16 protein-coding genes are annotated in these 15,659 nt (G+C 68.9%); 2 read left to right on the top strand and 14 right to left on the bottom strand.

Going from position 1 to position 15,659, the window contains the following annotated elements; all coding sequences use genetic code 11:
- Window positions 1-58 precede the first annotated feature (58 nt).
- Both C7Y72_RS07915 and C7Y72_RS07910 read left to right on the top strand, forming a co-directional pair.
- Entirely contained in the window at window positions 59-379 is a 321-nt protein-coding gene (locus C7Y72_RS07915) for a 2Fe-2S iron-sulfur cluster-binding protein (protein ID WP_107568221.1), read from the top strand.
- A gap of 45 nt (window positions 380-424) precedes the next feature.
- The gene (locus C7Y72_RS07910; protein WP_107568220.1) at window positions 425-1,870 is read left to right on the top strand and encodes a cytochrome P450; all 1,446 of its coding nucleotides are present in this window, start codon (window positions 425-427) and stop codon (window positions 1,868-1,870) included.
- A 140-nt stretch (window positions 1,871-2,010) separates the two neighbouring features.
- Here C7Y72_RS07910 and C7Y72_RS07905 read toward each other — a convergent pair whose 3' ends face one another.
- The 14 genes from C7Y72_RS07905 to C7Y72_RS07840 form a co-directional block, all read right to left on the bottom strand.
- Window positions 2,011-2,409: a PaaI family thioesterase gene (locus C7Y72_RS07905; RefSeq protein ID WP_107569703.1), complete on the bottom strand. Its 399-nt coding sequence runs from the start codon at window positions 2,407-2,409 to the stop codon at window positions 2,011-2,013.
- An 80-nt stretch (window positions 2,410-2,489) separates the two neighbouring features.
- Window positions 2,490-3,134 carry a transglutaminase-like domain-containing protein gene (locus tag C7Y72_RS07900; protein WP_107568219.1) on the bottom strand — a complete coding sequence of 215 codons (645 nt, stop codon included), beginning with the start codon at window positions 3,132-3,134 and terminating at the stop codon, window positions 2,490-2,492.
- Entirely contained in the window at window positions 3,134-4,147 is a 1,014-nt protein-coding gene (locus C7Y72_RS07895; RefSeq protein ID WP_107568218.1) for a BtrH N-terminal domain-containing protein, read from the bottom strand. The genes C7Y72_RS07900 and C7Y72_RS07895 overlap by 1 nt, the downstream gene beginning before the upstream one ends.
- On the bottom strand, window positions 4,144-4,593 hold the full coding sequence (locus C7Y72_RS07890; RefSeq protein WP_107568217.1) for a PaaI family thioesterase: 450 nt from the start codon (window positions 4,591-4,593) through the stop codon (window positions 4,144-4,146). The genes C7Y72_RS07895 and C7Y72_RS07890 overlap by 4 nt, the downstream gene beginning before the upstream one ends.
- 28 nt (window positions 4,594-4,621) lie before the next feature.
- On the bottom strand, window positions 4,622-5,803 hold the full coding sequence (locus C7Y72_RS07885) for an acyl-CoA dehydrogenase family protein (RefSeq protein ID WP_107569701.1): 1,182 nt from the start codon (window positions 5,801-5,803) through the stop codon (window positions 4,622-4,624).
- Window positions 5,804-5,816: 13 nt separating this feature from the next.
- The gene (locus C7Y72_RS07880) at window positions 5,817-6,725 is read right to left on the bottom strand and encodes an SDR family oxidoreductase (RefSeq protein WP_107568216.1); all 909 of its coding nucleotides are present in this window, start codon (window positions 6,723-6,725) and stop codon (window positions 5,817-5,819) included.
- Entirely contained in the window at window positions 6,722-8,377 is a 1,656-nt protein-coding gene (locus C7Y72_RS07875) for a long-chain fatty acid--CoA ligase (RefSeq protein ID WP_107569699.1), read from the bottom strand. The genes C7Y72_RS07880 and C7Y72_RS07875 overlap by 4 nt, the downstream gene beginning before the upstream one ends.
- A 110-nt stretch (window positions 8,378-8,487) precedes the next feature.
- Window positions 8,488-10,074 carry a GMC family oxidoreductase gene (locus tag C7Y72_RS07870; protein WP_107568215.1) on the bottom strand — a complete coding sequence of 529 codons (1,587 nt, stop codon included), beginning with the start codon at window positions 10,072-10,074 and terminating at the stop codon, window positions 8,488-8,490.
- Window positions 10,071-10,547 carry a hypothetical protein gene (locus tag C7Y72_RS07865; RefSeq protein WP_107568214.1) on the bottom strand — a complete coding sequence of 159 codons (477 nt, stop codon included), beginning with the start codon at window positions 10,545-10,547 and terminating at the stop codon, window positions 10,071-10,073. The genes C7Y72_RS07870 and C7Y72_RS07865 overlap by 4 nt, the downstream gene beginning before the upstream one ends.
- Window positions 10,548-10,551: 4 nt before the next feature.
- Window positions 10,552-10,899 carry an MmoB/DmpM family protein gene (locus C7Y72_RS07860; protein ID WP_107568213.1) on the bottom strand — a complete coding sequence of 116 codons (348 nt, stop codon included), beginning with the start codon at window positions 10,897-10,899 and terminating at the stop codon, window positions 10,552-10,554.
- Window positions 10,896-11,963, bottom strand: a complete 1,068-nt coding sequence (locus tag C7Y72_RS07855) for a ferritin family protein (RefSeq protein WP_107568212.1) — start codon at window positions 11,961-11,963, stop codon at window positions 10,896-10,898. Before C7Y72_RS07855 ends, C7Y72_RS07860 begins: the two co-directional genes overlap by 4 nt.
- 14 nt (window positions 11,964-11,977) lie before the next feature.
- The gene (locus tag C7Y72_RS07850; RefSeq protein WP_199223883.1) at window positions 11,978-13,009 is read right to left on the bottom strand and encodes an NADH:ubiquinone reductase (Na(+)-transporting) subunit F; all 1,032 of its coding nucleotides are present in this window, start codon (window positions 13,007-13,009) and stop codon (window positions 11,978-11,980) included.
- A 23-nt stretch (window positions 13,010-13,032) separates the two neighbouring features.
- On the bottom strand, window positions 13,033-14,688 hold the full coding sequence (locus C7Y72_RS07845; RefSeq protein WP_107568211.1) for a ferritin family protein: 1,656 nt from the start codon (window positions 14,686-14,688) through the stop codon (window positions 13,033-13,035).
- A gap of 70 nt (window positions 14,689-14,758) precedes the next feature.
- The gene (locus C7Y72_RS07840) at window positions 14,759-15,637 is read right to left on the bottom strand and encodes a LuxR C-terminal-related transcriptional regulator (RefSeq protein ID WP_107568210.1); all 879 of its coding nucleotides are present in this window, start codon (window positions 15,635-15,637) and stop codon (window positions 14,759-14,761) included.
- Window positions 15,638-15,659 lie beyond the last annotated feature (22 nt).

Genomic DNA, 15,659 nt, shown 5'->3' with positions numbered 1-15,659 from the left:
GCCACTCGATGCAGCGCCGGGCTTGATTTTACACCGATCGGTGCGTATTCTGCCGCCCATGGGAAAGATCACCTTCGTCGAGCACGACGGCACCGCACATCAGGTCGAACTGGTCGACGGCGAGTCGCTGATGGCCCTGGCGACCGGGAGCGGCGTTCCGGGGATCGACGGCGATTGCGGCGGCGAGGCGTCGTGCGGGACGTGCCACATCATCGTCGATGAGGAGTGGATCCAGACCACGGGGAGGCGGTCCGAGGAGGAGAGCGCAATGGTCGAGATGTCACCGGAGTGCGTGCCTAACTCGCGCCTGGCGTGTCAGCTGCGGGCGACCGAGGGCCTCGACGGGCTCACGGTCCGCCTGCCCGAGTTCCAGATGTAGATCGCAGACCAACCCTCCAGACGACGACAACGAGCGAACGACCCCATGACGACGACCAGCAACGTTCTTGACCGGGCGAAGACCATCGTGACCGACAAGGTCCAGGCGACCATTCCCGTCGACCGGCAGGTGCAGGCCGCCCACGCGGTGAAGAAGGCGAAGCGGCGGGCCGGCCTGGAGACGCCGCTGGCGTTTACCGAGGCGCCGATCCCGAACCCGGCCGACGTGCCGCTCGCCGAGATCGACGTGAGCAACCCGTTCATGAACCGGCAGGGCAAGTGGTACCCGTACTTCGCGCGGCTGCGCGAGGAGGCCCCGGTCCACTACCTCGCCGACAGCCCGTTCGGTCCGTTCTGGTCGATCACGCGCTACGAGGACATCCAGGCCGTCGACTCCAACCCGGAAGTCTTCTCGGCCGAGCCCTACATCGTCCTCGGTACCCCGCCCATGCCGGCGGAGATGTTCATCGCGATGGACCCGCCCAAGCACGACGTGCAGCGCAAGTCCGTTCAGAGTGTCGTCGCGCCGCGCAACCTCAAGGAGATGGAGGGCCTCATCCGCGAGCGGGTCCAGGAGGTGCTCGACGGCCTGCCGACCGACGAGCCGTTCGACTGGGTCGAGCGCGTCTCCATCGAGATCACGGGCCGGATGCTGGCGACCCTGCTGGACTACCCCTACGAGCGGCGCCGTGAGCTCACGCGCTGGTCCGATGCCATGGGCGGCTCCGCTGAGGCGACGGGCGGAACCACGCACCTCGACGATCTCTTCACGGCCGGCGTGGAGCTGGCCCGGAGTTTCACGGCGCTGTGGCATGACAAGGCGGCGCGGCGAGCGGCGGGTGAGCCCGACGGGTTCGACCTGATCACGCTGATGCAGACGTCGGAGGACACGAAGGACCTCATCAAGAAGCCGATGGAGTTCATCGGCAACCTGGCGCTGCTGATCATCGGTGGAAACGACACCACGCGCAACTCGATGACCGGCGGCGTCTTCGCGCTGAACCAGTACCCGGACCAGTTCGAGAAGCTGAAGGCTGACCCGTCGCTGATTCCGAACATGGTGTCGGAGATCATCCGCTGGCAGACCCCGCTCGCCTACATGCGACGGGTCGCCAAGGAGGACGTCCACTTCGGCGGGCAGTTCATCCGCAAGGGCGACGTGGTCGTCATGTGGTACGCGTCCGGCAACCGCGACGAGTCCAAGTTCGAGAACGCGGACGCCCTGATCATCGACCGCAAGAACGCGCGCAACCACATGTCCTTCGGGTTCGGCGTGCACCGCTGCATGGGCAACCGGCTTGCCGAGATGCAGCTGCGGATCCTCTGGGAGGAGCTGCTGGAGCGCTTCGACCGCATCGACGTGGTCGGCGAGCCGACCTACGTGCAGTCGAACTTCGTCAAGGGCTACGAGAAGATGATGGTCCAGCTGACCCCGAAGGCCGGCGTCCGCCATCCGGGGGTACACACGACCGCCGAGACGTCGGCGGTCTGAGGCGCAGCGCTTCGATCCTCGGGAAGCGCGCTACCGGTCCAGACGGACAGCGTGCTCGCGCTCGATGGAGACCCGCGCCCACCTCGATCACCGACATCGTCGGGGCAAGGCGACCGAGCGGCACGACGCTCGCTGAAAGGTCAGCCGCGCGCTGCTCCGCCCCACGAGCGCCACGCGTCGGGGACGGGGACACCCGACGCCTCGAAGTGGGCGATCTCCACGCGGACGAACATCGCCGAGGCCTCTGCGACGATCGCTTCTCCGGCGGACATCGTGCCGGCCATGTGCAGCTTGCGGCCTTCGGTCGCCGTGCATCGCGCGACCAGGTGCAGTGGCGTGTGCAGCGGGACCGGGAGCCGGTACTCGACGTTGAGCCGCGCGGTGACGGCGGGAGTCTCGAGCAGCACCAGCACCCCGCCGAACAGGTCGTCCAGTGCGGCCGCGATCGCGCCGCCGTGCGCCAACCCGGGCGCGCCCTCCATCCGCCCGTCGAGCGTCAGGTCCGCATGCACCTCGCCGTCGACTGCCTGCATCTGCATCCGCAGCCCGGCTGCGTTGCCGGGTCCGCACCCGAAGCAGTTGTCGTGATGCGCCGGGATGTGCCCCAGCGACGTCGGCCTCACCGCTCGCCCTCGAACGCGACGAGCGCCGGATACGCCTCGCGATAGGCCGTCAAGATCTCGTCGAGCGGCAGATCCGAACGCAGGCCATGGTCGACCACGTACTCCATGTAGCGCTGCCCGTCCCCGGTGAACGCATGCATCAGTGCGTCGTGCTCGCCGTCGAAGTCCAGTGGTTCCACGCCGGCGCGCGCACAGAGCTCGCGGTTGAACGCTGGGCTCGCCTTCACCCAGCGTCCCTGGTTCCAGACGGCCGCGTAGCCGTGGTAGCGGAACAGATCGGTCCCCATCGCCTCGCGCAGCCGCTCGGTCTGCAGGTGGTTGCGCACGTCGGCGTACCCGAGTCGCGCCGGGAAGCCGAGCGCACGGCAGCCGGCGGCGAACAGCACCGCCTTGGGCACGCAGTAGGCCCTGCGCTCCGCCAGCACGCTGCTTGCGCGGTACTCCTCCGGGGAGGTCGGCAGGCGGTACGGGTCGTAGCGGATGGCGTCACGGACGGCGGCGAACCAGGCCGAGAGCGTCGCCGCGTCACCGTCGGCACCGCTGACGGCGGCGCTGACCGCCTCGCCGACAGCAGGATGGTCGTGATCGAGGAACGACGTGACGACGACGTCCTCGACGCCGGGGCGGGAAGCGGCCGACATCAGCGCTCCAGCCAGGTCTCGAGCAGCTCGACCTGTGCGCGTTCCTCGTCGAGGAGCCGGTCGGCGATCGGGATCCCCGCAGCATGGTCTGCGGCCCGGGCGACGGCGGCGAGCTCCCTCCACCCGGCGGCGAGCCCATCGGCCTGCACGGCCGCGGCGCGGAGTCCCGGGTCGTCGAGGAGGCTCGCCATGTCGTGCAGGAACTCGGCCCAGAGCGACCGGAAGAGCGCTCCGCCCGTCCCGGCCTTGACGATGAAGATCGACAGGGCCGCGAGGACCCCGGGCAGTGCGTCGCCGTGGTCGTCCGGCCAACGGCGGTAGGCGTGTGTGAACGCCTCGACCCCCTGCAGGCCGGCCGGGGCGTCCAAGCCGCCGAGCCTCGTCCCGCCGTTGCGCATGTTGGCGACCGCTCCGGTGATCGCCGCCCGCGCCGCGCCGGCCGGGTCGGACAGGCTCGTCGGCCAGTCGAACACGAAGGTCCGGTTGCGGTTGCGTCCCGGGAACCCGCGCGAGTCCCGGGCGCGCGCGAGCGACGCCAGCGAGCACGGCTGCAGCTCCTCACGGTCGTTGTCCGCGATCCACGCCACACCGGCCTCGCGGTCCACGCCCGCGATAACGATCGCGTGCCGCGTGTTGGACATCCGCACCCGCAGGTACTCGAGCTCGGCGATGTCCGACCACACGATCGGCGGTCTTCCGCGCTGCAGCTCGTCGTCGAGCCACGCCGCTGCTCGCGCGCGGTCATCGGTCTCCCGCACGTCCAGGTCGATCCCGAGGTTCTCGGCGAAGGCCTCTTCGAGCGCCTCGGTACGGCCGACGACGTAGATTGCCGGCGTCTCGGCGGGCACGTCGGCGTACAGGAACCCGAGGCCGCTGCCCAGGCCGAAGCACATGCCCTCCGACAGCGGTCCCGCGCCGAAGTCCAGGCCCCGGTGGGCGAGGACGTCGCGCAGACTTCCCGACGCGCAGTGGCCGGCGAGCGCGTGGGTGAACTCCGGGGCGCCCACGGTCATCGGGGCGCCACGATCGTGATCGTGCCCTGCGCCGCGCAGGCGACCCGTCCCCCGGCGAGGATCTCACCCCGGACGACCGCACTGCGGTTCGTCATCGCGAGCACGCTCGCGGTCGCTTCCACGATGCCCGCCTGGACCGGGCGGATGTAGTTGAGCTTCAGCTCGGTGGTCGCCCCCCAGTACCCCTGCGGCATCAGCGGATAGATCACCGCGCCCGTGATGTGGTCGAGGATGGATGCCAGGCAGCCGCCGTGGACGTTGCCCGACGGCGTCAGCAGCTCCTCCCCGAGGGTCGCCCGTGCGTCCACCGTTCCGGGCCCGATCTCCATGAGCTCGATGCCCAGATACTGCGGCAGGCCACCGATGTCGTTCGACATCGCGCGCATCGCCTCCGCGATGTCCGCGTCGAACCGGTCGACCCACTGCGTGTGTGCTTCAGCGCTCATCTGCGGAATTCTACACCGATCGGTGATTTCAGTAGGACTTCGGGAGACCCAGCGAGTGGTGCGCGACGTGGTTGAGGATCATCTGCTCGCTCACCGGCGCGATCCGCATGAGTCGCGTGAGCCACCAGAGGTCACTGACGCCATACTCGATGGACAGCCCGTTGCCGCCGTGCGTCTGGATGGCCACATCGACGGCATGGGTCGCGGCTTCCGCCGCCGCGTACTTGGCCATGTTCGAGGCCTCTCCCGCCTCGGGAGCGCCGGCGTCGAAGAGCGCCGCTGCCTTCTGCGTCATGAGGCGGGCGAGCTCGAGTTCGATCTTGGCCTTCGCCAGCGGATGGGCAACCGCCTGATGGGCGCCGATCGGCGAGCTCCACACGGTGCGGTCGTTCGCGTAGGCCACGGCCTTGCGGAGGGCCAGACGGGCGGTGCCGCAGAGCATCGCGGCGATCGTGATGCGTTCGGGGTTGAGCGCATCGAAGACCACCTTGAGCCCCGAGTCCTCACCACCGACGAGCCTGGACGCCTCTACGGGGACATCGTCGAAGTACAGGGTCCACTGCTTCTCCGGCCCGAGATACGGCATCGGGATCACCTCGCGCGTGAACCCCGGGGTGTCGGTGTCCACGATGCACAGCGAGGGCGGCCCGAGCGTGCCGTCGCTGTCCTGCACGCGGGCCACGATCAACACCGCCTCCGCGTCCTCCACGCCCGAGATGTAGGTCTTCTGGCCGCGCAGCAGGAACGACCCGTCGCCCTGCCGGACCAGGCGGCTGCGGAGGTTGTGGGAGTTCGACCCCGCGTCCGGCTCAGTGATGGCGAACGCGAGCTTGATGGAGCCGTCGATGATGCCGCGCAGCCAGCGGTCACGCTGCTCATCCGATCCGTGACGTTCGAGGATCGTGCCGGCCATGGAGCAGCTCAGCACAAGCATCAGCCCCGCGACCCCGTTCGCGGCGCTCTCCTCCACCACCACGGAGAGGCCGGCCATGCCGAGGCCGCCGCCTCCCCACTCGGGCGCGGCGCCGATTCCCACGTAGCCGCCCTCGGCGAGGTCGCGCCACACCTCGCGGGGAGGTTCGTCGCGCTCGTAGCAGTCCCGCGCGTAGCGGTCGCCGTGCCGGCGGCAGATCGCGGCGACCGCTTCACGGATCGCGGTCTCCTCGTCGGTCGGGACCAGCCCGAGGTTCGGAATCGCTGCTGTGGTCATCACTGCTCCTTGGTCAAGAGTCGTCGCTGCCGTACTCGCGCAGCGCGGTCGGCATCGTGGCGAGGGGGAAGCCATCGAAGGGCACGGACCGCGTGCTTACCGGCCCGTTCCAGGTGTGTCGGTTGTTGGGCACGGCGCCGTCGACCCGCACACAGCTCCCGGAGATGAACGCCGCTGCGGGTGACAGCAGAAAGACGATCGCGGCGGACACCTCGGCCTCGGTGCCGTACCGGCCCAACGGGACCTTGTCCTTGAGCCGCCGCAACTCGGCCTGCATGGCCTCGTCGTAGGTGTCGAAGCCGCTCGAGGCGATCCAGCCAGGGGCGACCGCATTGACGCGAACGCCGGCGGCGGCCCATTCGCAGGCGGCGGTCTCGGTGAGGTTCAGCATTCCGGCGCGGGCCGCGCCGGAATGGCCCATGGTCGGCATGCCTCCCCAGATGTCGGCGATGATGTTGACGATCGACCCGCCGGTCGCGTGCAGCTGCTGCGAGTAGACCTCGCGGGCCATGAGGAACCCGCCGGTGAGGTTGGTCCGGACGACGGCGTCCCAGCCGTTCGCCGAGATCTTCTCGAGCGGCGCAGGGAACTGTCCGCCCGCGTTGTTGACGAGTCCGTCGATTCTGCCGTGTTCGGCACGGACGGCCGCGACGCTCGCGCGGACGGCGTCCTCGTCGCGGATGTCGCAAGCGTGGACGCTCGCTTCGCCGCCGTGCACGGCAAGCTCGCCGCGCACCGCCTCGAGTCGCTCGACGCGCCGGCCGATGAGCGCTACCGACGCACCGAGGCGGCAGAGCTCGTGGGCGGTGCACCTGCCGATCCCGCTGCCGCCACCGGTGACGACGATCACCTGCCCGTCGAACAGGCCGTCCCGGAAGACGGTGGTGTACCGCCCAGCACCGGTTGTGTTGGGTGAGCTCACCCCGCGGGCGCGGCCTCGATCTTGTCGACCGTGTGCCGGTCGGTCAGCTCGCCGTCCTCCAGGCGCGCGCGGAGGACCTTCTTGTCGAACTTGCCCACGGACGTCTTCGGCACCTCGTCGATCACCGCGTACTCGTCCGGGATCCACCACTTCGCGACGCGGTCGAGCAGGAACGTCGCCAGCTCGCCGGCCGGGACCTCCTTGCCCTCGTCGAACACGATGCACGCCAGCGGCCGCTCGGTGAAGCGCTCGTCGGGCTTCGCGATCACGGCCGCCTCGCGGACCGCCGGGTGAGCCATCAGCTCGTTCTCGAGGTCGACCGAGGAGATCCACTCGCCGCCGGACTTGATGACGTCCTTCGCGCGGTCGGTGATGCGGATGAAGCCGTTGGAGGTGATCGCGGCGACGTCCCCCGTGCGCAGCCAGCCGTCATGGAACTTCTCGGGCGCATCCGTCTCGTAGTAGGCGCTCGCGATCCACGGGCCGCGGACCTCGACCTCACCGGTGGACTCGCCGTCCCACGCGACCTCCTCGCCGACCTCGTCGACGATCCTCGCCTCGACACCCGGAGCGATGCGGCCGGCCGTCGTCCGGTATCCCCACGCCTCCTCCTCCGAAAGACCCCGCGGCGGCCGGGCGACCGCCCCCAGCGGCGAGGTCTCCGTCATCCCCCACGCCTGAACGATAAGGACGCCGTAGCGCTCCTCGAAGGCCTGCATGAGCGACTTCGGGACCGCGGCGCCGCCACACGGCACGCGCCGCAGCGACGACAGGTCCGGCTTGTGCTCGTCCGCGTAGCGGAGCAGGTCCATCCACAACGTCGGGACCGCGCCCGCGACCGTGACCTTCTCGCCCTCGATGAGCTTCGCCAGCGGCTCGCCCTGCAGGAACTTGTCCGGCATCACGAGGTCCGCGCCAACCAGCGGTGCCGCGTAGGCCAGGCCCCACGCCTGCGCGTGGAACATCGGGACGACCGGCAGCACGACGTCGTTGCCGCACACGCCGAGCAGATCCGTCATGCCGGACGCGATCGCGTGCAGGAACGTCGAGCGATGGGAGTACAGGACGCCCTTGGGGTCGCCCGTCGTGCCCGACGTGTAGCAGAGGCCCGACGCGCTGCGGTCGTCGATCTCCGGGTACGCGAAGCCGGGTGACGCGCTCGCCAGCAGCTCGTCGTAGCGGATGACCTTGTCGGCCGGGAGCGCGCTCGCGTCCCCGTCGCCGACGACGATGTACTTCTCGACGGTTTCGAACTTGTCGGTGTGCGGCGCGAGCAGCGGGATCACCGAGTCGTTGACCAGGATGACCTTGTCCTGGGCGTGGTTGACGATGTAGACGAGCTGCTCGGGGAACAGGCGGAGGTTCAACGTGTGGAGGACCGCGCCCATCGCCGGGATCGCGTAATAGGCCTCCAGGTGCTCCTGGTTGTTCCACATGAACGTCCCGACGCGGTCGCCCTCGCCGACGCCGAGCTTCGACAGTGCATCAGCCAGCAGATCCGCGCGCTCCGCGACTTCGCGGTAGCTCGCGCGATCAATCTGACCGGGCGACCGCAACGTCGCCACCTGCGCGTTGCCGGTCACGGTGCGCATGCGACGGAGGATCATCCCCACCGTCAGGGCGTGATCGTGCTGGACGAGTCCTTCAAGCATCATTGGAGGCTCCTGGGCCGGGTTCGGATAGGTCGTGCGTTGCGCTGCCCGAGCGCCACAGTGCGATGCGGCGAAGCGCCGCATCGCACGCGTTTGGGTGTCCGCGTGGTTCAGCCGGACACGGCTGCGGGAGTCGCAACCGCCGCGGCGGCGTCCTCGCGGACGAGGTCGGCGGCCTTCTCGGCGATCATGATGACCGGAGCGTTCGTGTTGCCACGGACGATGGTGGGCATCACCGAGGCGTCCACGACGCGCAGGCCCTCGATGCCGTAGACCCGCAGTCGGGGATCGACCACCTGGCCGATCGCTGCCGTCGAGGTCGGGTGGTAGATCGTCTGGGTGTTCTCGGCGACGAACGCCATCAGCTCGTCGTCGGTGGCGTCCCTGGACGGGGCGCGCAGCTCACCGGTGATGATGGCCTGCATCGCGGGCTGCGCGGCGATCTCCAGCGCCATCCGCATGCCGGCCAGGATGGTCTGCCGGTCCTCGTCGGTGCCGATGTAGTTGTGCACGATGCGCGGCTTGGAGAACGGGCTCGCGCTCCGGAGAGTCACTGACCCGCGGCTCGTGGGCTTCACGACCCCGGGTCCGAACGCGACGGCGTGCTTGTCGGTCACCCCGAGACCCTCCTCGAAGAACGCCACAGGCGCACAGTGGAACTGGCAGTCCGGACCGTCCAGACCGGGCCGTGTGCGGACGAAGCCGCCGGCCTCGGCGATGTTCGACGTCAGCGGCCCCTCGCCGTCGACGCTCATCCTCTCGACGTTCTCGTCGGTCATCGCGGTCAGGAGCGACTCGACGTCGGTCGTCCAGTTGATCAGCGTCATGCAGTGGTCCTGCATGCCCTGCCCGACCGGGAGGTCCTTGATGACGTCGAGGCCCAGCGCGGTGAGATGCTCGGCCGGGCCGATGCCCGAGAGCATCAGGATCTGCGGCGTCTGGTACGCGCCGGCGCACAGGATGACCTCGCGGTCGGCGAGGATCTGGAAGTGCTCGGGGTGGTCGACGTGCACCCCCAGCGCGCGGTCGTCCTCGATCATTACGTCGGTGACCATCGCGTCGGTGATGACCGTGAGATTCGGGCGGCCTTCGACCGGATGCAGGAATGCCGCCGCGGTGCTCGCGCGCATGCCGTCGCGCTGCGTGGTCTGGTAGCGGCCGACGCCCTCCTGCCGGGCGCCGTTGAAGTCCGGGTTCTCCTCGTGGCCGGCCTGCTTGGCGGCCTCGACGAACGCGGTGGCCAGCGGATGCATCGAGCGGCTCTCGCGGACGGGCAGCGGCCCGCCGGTCCCGTGGAACATGTCCTCGCCGCGCTCGTTGTCCTCCGAGCGCTTGAAGTACTCCAGGACGTCCTTGTAGCCCCAGCCCTCCGCGCCCATCTCGGCCCACTCGTCGTAGTCCGCGCGGTTGCCGCGGATGTACACCATGGCGTTCATCGAGCTGCAGCCGCCGAGCATCTTCGCGCGCGGCAGGTAGCACCGTCGTCCGTTCATCTGCGGCTCGGGCTCGGTGCTGAGGTCCCAGTCGCGGCGGCCCTTGAACAGCGCGCCGAAGGCGGCCGGGATCGACACCTCCATGTCGTTGTCGTCCCCGCCGGCCTCCAGCAGCGCGACGGTGACGGACGGGTCCTCCGAGAGCCGTGCAGCGAGGACGGCGCCTGCCGAGCCGGCGCCGACGATCACGTAATCGAAGTTCATCGAGGTTCCTCAGTTCTGGTCGTGGTGGTGGCCGACACGTCGAGCAATCCCGACGCGGCAGCCTGAGCCTGGAAGTCGGAGACGAGGCGGCGGGCGATCGGGACGACCCGCAGCAGCTTACGAACCGGGCCCTCGTAGGCGATGTCGCCGTGGAGGATGCGCATGGCGAGGTTGATCTCGCCGGTCCAGAACCGCATCACGTCGTCGGTGTCGATGAAGAGATCGACCTCGGCTCCGGGCACCGCGCCGGCCGTCAACTCGATCGGCGTGCGGTCCAGGTGCAGTGCCAGAACCAGGTCCTGGGGCGAGTCGCGGAGGTGGATGTTGGCGACGACCTCGGCCGACGCGAGGCGTCTGGTCAGCTCCGAGTCGTTCATCGCCTGCGTCATGATCGAGACGAAGGCGTCGTAGACGTCCTGGGCATGGTCTGCTGTGGGCGGCGTCCGCCGTCCGGGCCCCTCGTTCAAGACCATCTCGTTACTCGCTGTCCAGGAAGCGCGCGGCTTCGATGGGGTCACCGAAGAGGATGAGCTTGTCGTCCGTGGCGACCATGCGGCCGTAGTGCGTCGACATCTCGTGCTGGATCGTGTACGCGTCGACAGGGGATCCGAGCTCCTCGGAGATCTCGTCGAAGTCGATCTCCAGGCGGTGCTTGCGGCGGATGTCCCAGAAGGACGGCTGTTGCACGACCTCGACACCATCCTGCTCCCGCAGGACGTCGGCGACCGCGTCGCCCTCGGCGCTGCGCGCCATGACGATTCCGACGTAGTCGTACTCGCCGCCGACGCGGTCGTCGCCGCTCTCCTCCATGGCCCCGAAGCTCATGCGGGCACCGAGACCATGTCGCCGACGCCTGCCGCGTCCCAGAAGGTCCTGGCCTGAGCCAGCGTCCGGCCGCGGGACGCCTCGAAGTCGATCGCGACCGGGAGCTCGTCGACCATGCCTGCCAGCGCTTCGGCTGCGGCGAAGGAGCGGGGCATCCAGTCGTCGATCCAGCCGGCGACGAGCTCGCGGTTGCGCTCGCCGTGCTCGGCGTCGTCCAGCACGAGCTTCATCAGCGAGCAGGTCCAGGTGTTCAGCCACTCCCACTCGAGCTGCGCCACCCGTCCCAGGACCGGCGTGACGGTATCGCCGTTGGCGCTGGCCGCCCGCATCCCGAGCTCGCGCTGCACGAGGACGCCGCAGATCGGTTCGAAGCAGACGTTGACGGCGACGAGCGTCTCACCCCAGTCGACGATCGTGCGGAGGCGCTCGATGTACTCGCGGGTGGGCTGCCAGGCGGGATGCTCGAGCCAGCGGTCGCGGGCCGTGTCCATCGGGATGGACCCGAGGTGGGGTTCGAGGTCGAGCGCGTACAGGATGATCGACTGCGCGAACCGCTGCTTGAGCGCCGCCTGCATGACGACCGCATGGGTGATGGTGTCGGAGAGCGTGTCGCGTCCGGCAGAGGCGACCGCGAGCCAGAGCCCGTGCTGCACGAAGGCGGGCACCTGGAGGTTGGCTCGCAGGAACTCGACCCATGCCGGGTCGAAGTCCTCGAAGAGTCCGTCGACGGTGGCCTGGCGGACCGCGCTGTCGATCTGCCGTTCGTACTGGCTGCCGACCTGGAAGAAGGTCCTCTCCCACCACTGGCCCGGGTCGCGGAAGTCGTGCCAGTCGCCGACCTCCAGACGGGTCGAGTCGTCGCTCCACACGCCGTGGACCCCGTCGAACGACATCGACCACCCACGATCGAGGTGTCGGCTCGTCGACGGCTGTGTGTCGACCGTGACGTCCTCGTAGACCGAGGCGCGACGCTTGACGGGCGTGAACCAGTTGAACTGCCGCTCGGCGTCGTCACCGCGACGGGCGGTTCCGTCGTCGACCTTCTTGACGGGGGGCGTACCCATGGGTGTCTCCTGTCCTAGCCGCCTACGGCGACCGACGTCGTGAACTTGTCGAAGTGAATCTGCGAGACGTCGATGCCGAAGCTCTCGAGCATCTCCTGAGCGGCCTCGACCATCGGTGGCGGACCGCAGAGGTACGCCTCGAAGTCGGAGCCCAGCTCGCCGTCGGCGAGGTAGCGCGCCACCGCTTCGTGGACCATCCCGGCCTCGCCGCTCCACTCCGCGTCGTCGTCTGCGTCCGACAGGACCGGGACAAAGCGGAAGTTCGGGAGCGCGGCGCCGAGGCGCTCGAGCTCGGCGATCTCGATGAGGTCGCGGGTGCCGCGTGCGCCGTAGAAGAACCGCGTCGGGCGGTCGATGCCCTCCTGGACCATGTGGCGCAGGAGAGCCAGCTGGGGCGCCATGCCCGAGCCGCCCGCGATCATCAGGACGGCACGGTCATTGTCGCGCAACGCGAACGCTCCGTACGGGCCGGTGACGGTCAGCGACACGCCGCCGGCGATCGACTCGTCCTCCAGCAGCCCGGAGATCGCCCCGCCCGGGTAGCGCTTCACGATGAACTCGAGCCGTCCCTCCCCGGGCAGGTTGGCCATGGAGAAGGACCGGCGGGCCTCTGCGTCGCCTGGCACATGGATGTCGGCGTAGCTCCCCGGGCGATACGGGAACTCCGCACCCTCGGGGAGCTGGACCACCACGCGTGAGATGTCGTGCGACAACGGCTCGACCGCGTGGACGGTCGTCTCGATCGTCGAGATCACGAACTCCGACCGGTAGTTGTCCGGATCGAAGTGCAGGAGCTCGACGGTGAGGTCCTCTTCGGGCATGGCCCGGCACAGGAGCGTGTAGCCCGAGTCCTGCTCAGAGTCCGAGAGCGCGAACGTCGAGTACCGCTTCAGCGCGACCTCGCCCTCGAGCAGGTAGCACTTGCAGGCCGAGCACTGGCCCTCGCGGCAGCCGTGGACGAGCGAGTAGCCCTGACGGAACGACGCGTCCAGGACGGTCTCGTCCTCGTCGCAGTCGATCTCCTCGCCGATGGGCTCGAAGTACACGCGGGGCACAGGAGCGACCTCGATCAGCCCGCGGTCGGGTACGGCAGGTCGATCGACGCGTTCTTGACCGGCCCGGGCCCGCCGTTGCGACCGGTCGCGACGTTCACGCCGGCCTTGAAGGCCGCCGACCAGTCGCCGGACGGCAGGCCCATCGACTTGGCCGTGTTGATGTTGGGCGACTCGATCGTGAGCCCGACCGCGCGGAGGTCGTCCAGCGTCCACTTGTCGTCCTGCCTCAGGTGCGGCTGCGCGGTCAGCGTCCGGCCGTCCGGTCGCACGAAGCCGAGCTCCTGGACGACGTCGGCGATGTCCATGCCGTGGTAGCGGTCGAAGTAGTTGCGGTCACCGGTGTACCTGCCGGGGTTGGACTCGTCCATCCAGCGGCACTCGCGGGAGCAGTAGAAGCGCGTGCGATCGTCGACCACCCGATGGCAGATGTCCTCGTCGATGACCGACGGCATGGTGCAGGTCCAGCAGAACGGCGGGGCGTCGCTCATGAGGCCCGACAGGAGCAGCGAGCGGTCCTTCGGGTCGGAGAGCTCCCGGAACGCCTCCCAGAAGAACCCGTACTCGTCGTACCAGCCGGGGTACTTGCGCTCGAACCACTCGAAGTCCTTCTCGTCGAGCCCGTCGAAGCGCCAGAAGTGCATCGGCCAGGTGGCGAAGGCCAGCATCGCGATCTTGTGGTGCATGCCCTTGACGATGCGCTCACGGGCGCGCTCGAAGATCGTCGGGTCGAGTGTCAGCCCCATGCCGCCGAGCTTGCAGATGTAGCTGCGGTACCAGTCGTCGCGGATCCAGCGGTCCCACTTGTCCAGGAACGACTCGGGGTCCGACCGGTCACGCGAGAAGTACTCCATGACGATCGCGCTGAACACGTCGAGGAAGGCGTGGTTGATCCACCACGCCTGCTGCAGGTCACGCTCGATGAACGGGACGTTGCGGTCGTCCTGCAGGACGGTCAGCAGCGTGGCGTAGCCGTTGGAGATGTGCCGAGCCTCGTCGGACTGCACGCTCAGGTACGTGGTGGGGAGCGTGAAGTCCCCGTTGCGCGCGGCGACGTCCGGCAGCGCGACGAACGCGACGTTGGTGAACGCGGTCTCGGCGACGACCTGGAGCGCGAACGCGCACTGGATCGGGTCGCCCACCATGAAGTGGTTGACGAAGTTCATCCCGCCCAACGTGAAGATGTCCCGCGGCATCGCGCTCATCAGCCCGTTCCATCCGCCGGGATCCGGGGCATGCTTGGTGTACCAGCGCGCGAGGGCCATCTGCATGCCGGTGTGGCGGACCTCGTCGACGTACTGCACGTGGTAGCCGTTGCGCAGCTCGTTGGAGGGAATCGCGTCGATGAGCATCGACATGCAGCGTCCGGCGCCGATCTCCGCGTAGTTCGTCACGCAGAGGAACGGCTTGAGGACCTCGAGCCACCGCTCGGACACCTTCTCGGGCATCGCGGCGCGCACTGCTGCGTCGTGCCCACCGTAGACCCGATCGTCCTTCTCCAGCTCCATGGGGAGGTACTCCCGCATGATCTGCTTCATCGGGTCCTTCGACTTCGCGGGGATGTGGTACCGCGTCGGGTATCGCGCGACGGGGTCGTGGTACGTCGCGTCCCAACCGAGCTGCGCGATGCGCTCGTGGGTCTTGGTGATGCTCCGCCGCTTCGTTGCGCTCATGGAGCGACACTAGTTTCGAAGTCGACCATCGGTCCATAGATCGAACGATCCATGGCAACCCCCCCTTCGATCACACTTCGCCGCCGTCGCGAAGCCACAGAGCAACCGCCTCGGCACGGTTCTTGGCACCGAGCAGCTGCAGGATCCGATGGACGTGCGCCTTCGCGGTCGACTCGGTGATCACGAGCCTCCGCGCGATGTCCAGGTTGCTCGCGCCGGCGAGCAGCAGCTCGAGAACCTCTCGCTGCCGCGGGGTCAGGAGGGCGCTGGCCCGGGGCCGGGGAGCGATGTCACGCGTTGTCCCGGCCGTCGCGACCTCGGGCGCAATGGCGAGGTCGATGTCGAAGATCCCTGAGCCCAACGTTCCGGCCCGGTCGCGCAGGCGGAACACCTGCTCCTGCTGGAGCAGCAGATGACGGTGGAGCACGCAGCGATCGGCTGCCAGGCCGACGCCGGTCGCGAATGCGGCGAGCGTCTCGCGGTCGAGCTCGCCCAGCTCGCGATCGCTGAAGTGCACGTCGGCGTGCAGGAACGCGATGACGCGGTCCTCGCACAGGACCGGGGCGGCCACGTAGCTGCGGGTGTCCGTCGCCCGGACGAGTGCTCGAGGCGTGTGAGGATCGTTCTGCGCGTCGCTCACTACCGAGGCCATCCGACGCCGCAGCATCTCCGACTCGACCAGATCCGGGCGCAGCTGCTGCCTGCCCTCCGCCGAGCGGCCGAGCTCGAGGATCTGCGCAGCCCAGTCCGAGCGGCGGCCGAAGTAGACGCTGTGGGTGACGAGCTCTCCGTCGCGCACGGCGAACACGATGCAGCGGTCAAATCCGCAGGCGTCGACGGCGAGCTGGCCGGCGTCGGTCAGCAGCCGGGAGAGATCGTCGACGTCGCGCACGGCGACGAGGGCGCGGCGAATTCCCGCGACCCTCGCCGTCGGTTCCAGAGGAGCCATCGGCGTCCCGTCGGAGGGCCGC

The sequence above is a fragment of the Paraconexibacter algicola genome (genome assembly GCF_003044185.1).
GTDB classification, from domain to species: domain Bacteria; phylum Actinomycetota; class Thermoleophilia; order Solirubrobacterales; family Solirubrobacteraceae; genus Paraconexibacter; species Paraconexibacter algicola.
Note: the sequence above shows the minus strand (reverse complement) of the source record. Positions and strands in the feature narration are given on the sequence as shown.

Coding starts and splice junctions, on each gene's coding strand:
- C7Y72_RS07915 (WP_107568221.1), top strand. CDS start 59: ATGGGAAAGATCACCTTCGTCGAGCACGACGGCACCGCACATCAGGTC.
- C7Y72_RS07910 (WP_107568220.1), top strand. CDS start 425: ATGACGACGACCAGCAACGTTCTTGACCGGGCGAAGACCATCGTGACC.
- C7Y72_RS07905 (WP_107569703.1), bottom strand. CDS start 2,409: ATGCAGATGCAGGCAGTCGACGGCGAGGTGCATGCGGACCTGACGCTC.
- C7Y72_RS07900 (WP_107568219.1), bottom strand. CDS start 3,134: ATGTCGGCCGCTTCCCGCCCCGGCGTCGAGGACGTCGTCGTCACGTCG.
- C7Y72_RS07895 (WP_107568218.1), bottom strand. CDS start 4,147: ATGACCGTGGGCGCCCCGGAGTTCACCCACGCGCTCGCCGGCCACTGC.
- C7Y72_RS07890 (WP_107568217.1), bottom strand. CDS start 4,593: ATGAGCGCTGAAGCACACACGCAGTGGGTCGACCGGTTCGACGCGGAC.
- C7Y72_RS07885 (WP_107569701.1), bottom strand. CDS start 5,803: ATGACCACAGCAGCGATTCCGAACCTCGGGCTGGTCCCGACCGACGAG.
- C7Y72_RS07875 (WP_107569699.1), bottom strand. CDS start 8,377: ATGCTTGAAGGACTCGTCCAGCACGATCACGCCCTGACGGTGGGGATG.
- C7Y72_RS07870 (WP_107568215.1), bottom strand. CDS start 10,074: ATGAACTTCGATTACGTGATCGTCGGCGCCGGCTCGGCAGGCGCCGTC.
- C7Y72_RS07865 (WP_107568214.1), bottom strand. CDS start 10,547: ATGGTCTTGAACGAGGGGCCCGGACGGCGGACGCCGCCCACAGCAGAC.
- C7Y72_RS07860 (WP_107568213.1), bottom strand. CDS start 10,899: ATGAGCTTCGGGGCCATGGAGGAGAGCGGCGACGACCGCGTCGGCGGC.
- C7Y72_RS07855 (WP_107568212.1), bottom strand. CDS start 11,963: ATGGGTACGCCCCCCGTCAAGAAGGTCGACGACGGAACCGCCCGTCGC.
- C7Y72_RS07845 (WP_107568211.1), bottom strand. CDS start 14,688: ATGAGCGCAACGAAGCGGCGGAGCATCACCAAGACCCACGAGCGCATC.
- C7Y72_RS07840 (WP_107568210.1), bottom strand. CDS start 15,637: ATGGCTCCTCTGGAACCGACGGCGAGGGTCGCGGGAATTCGCCGCGCC.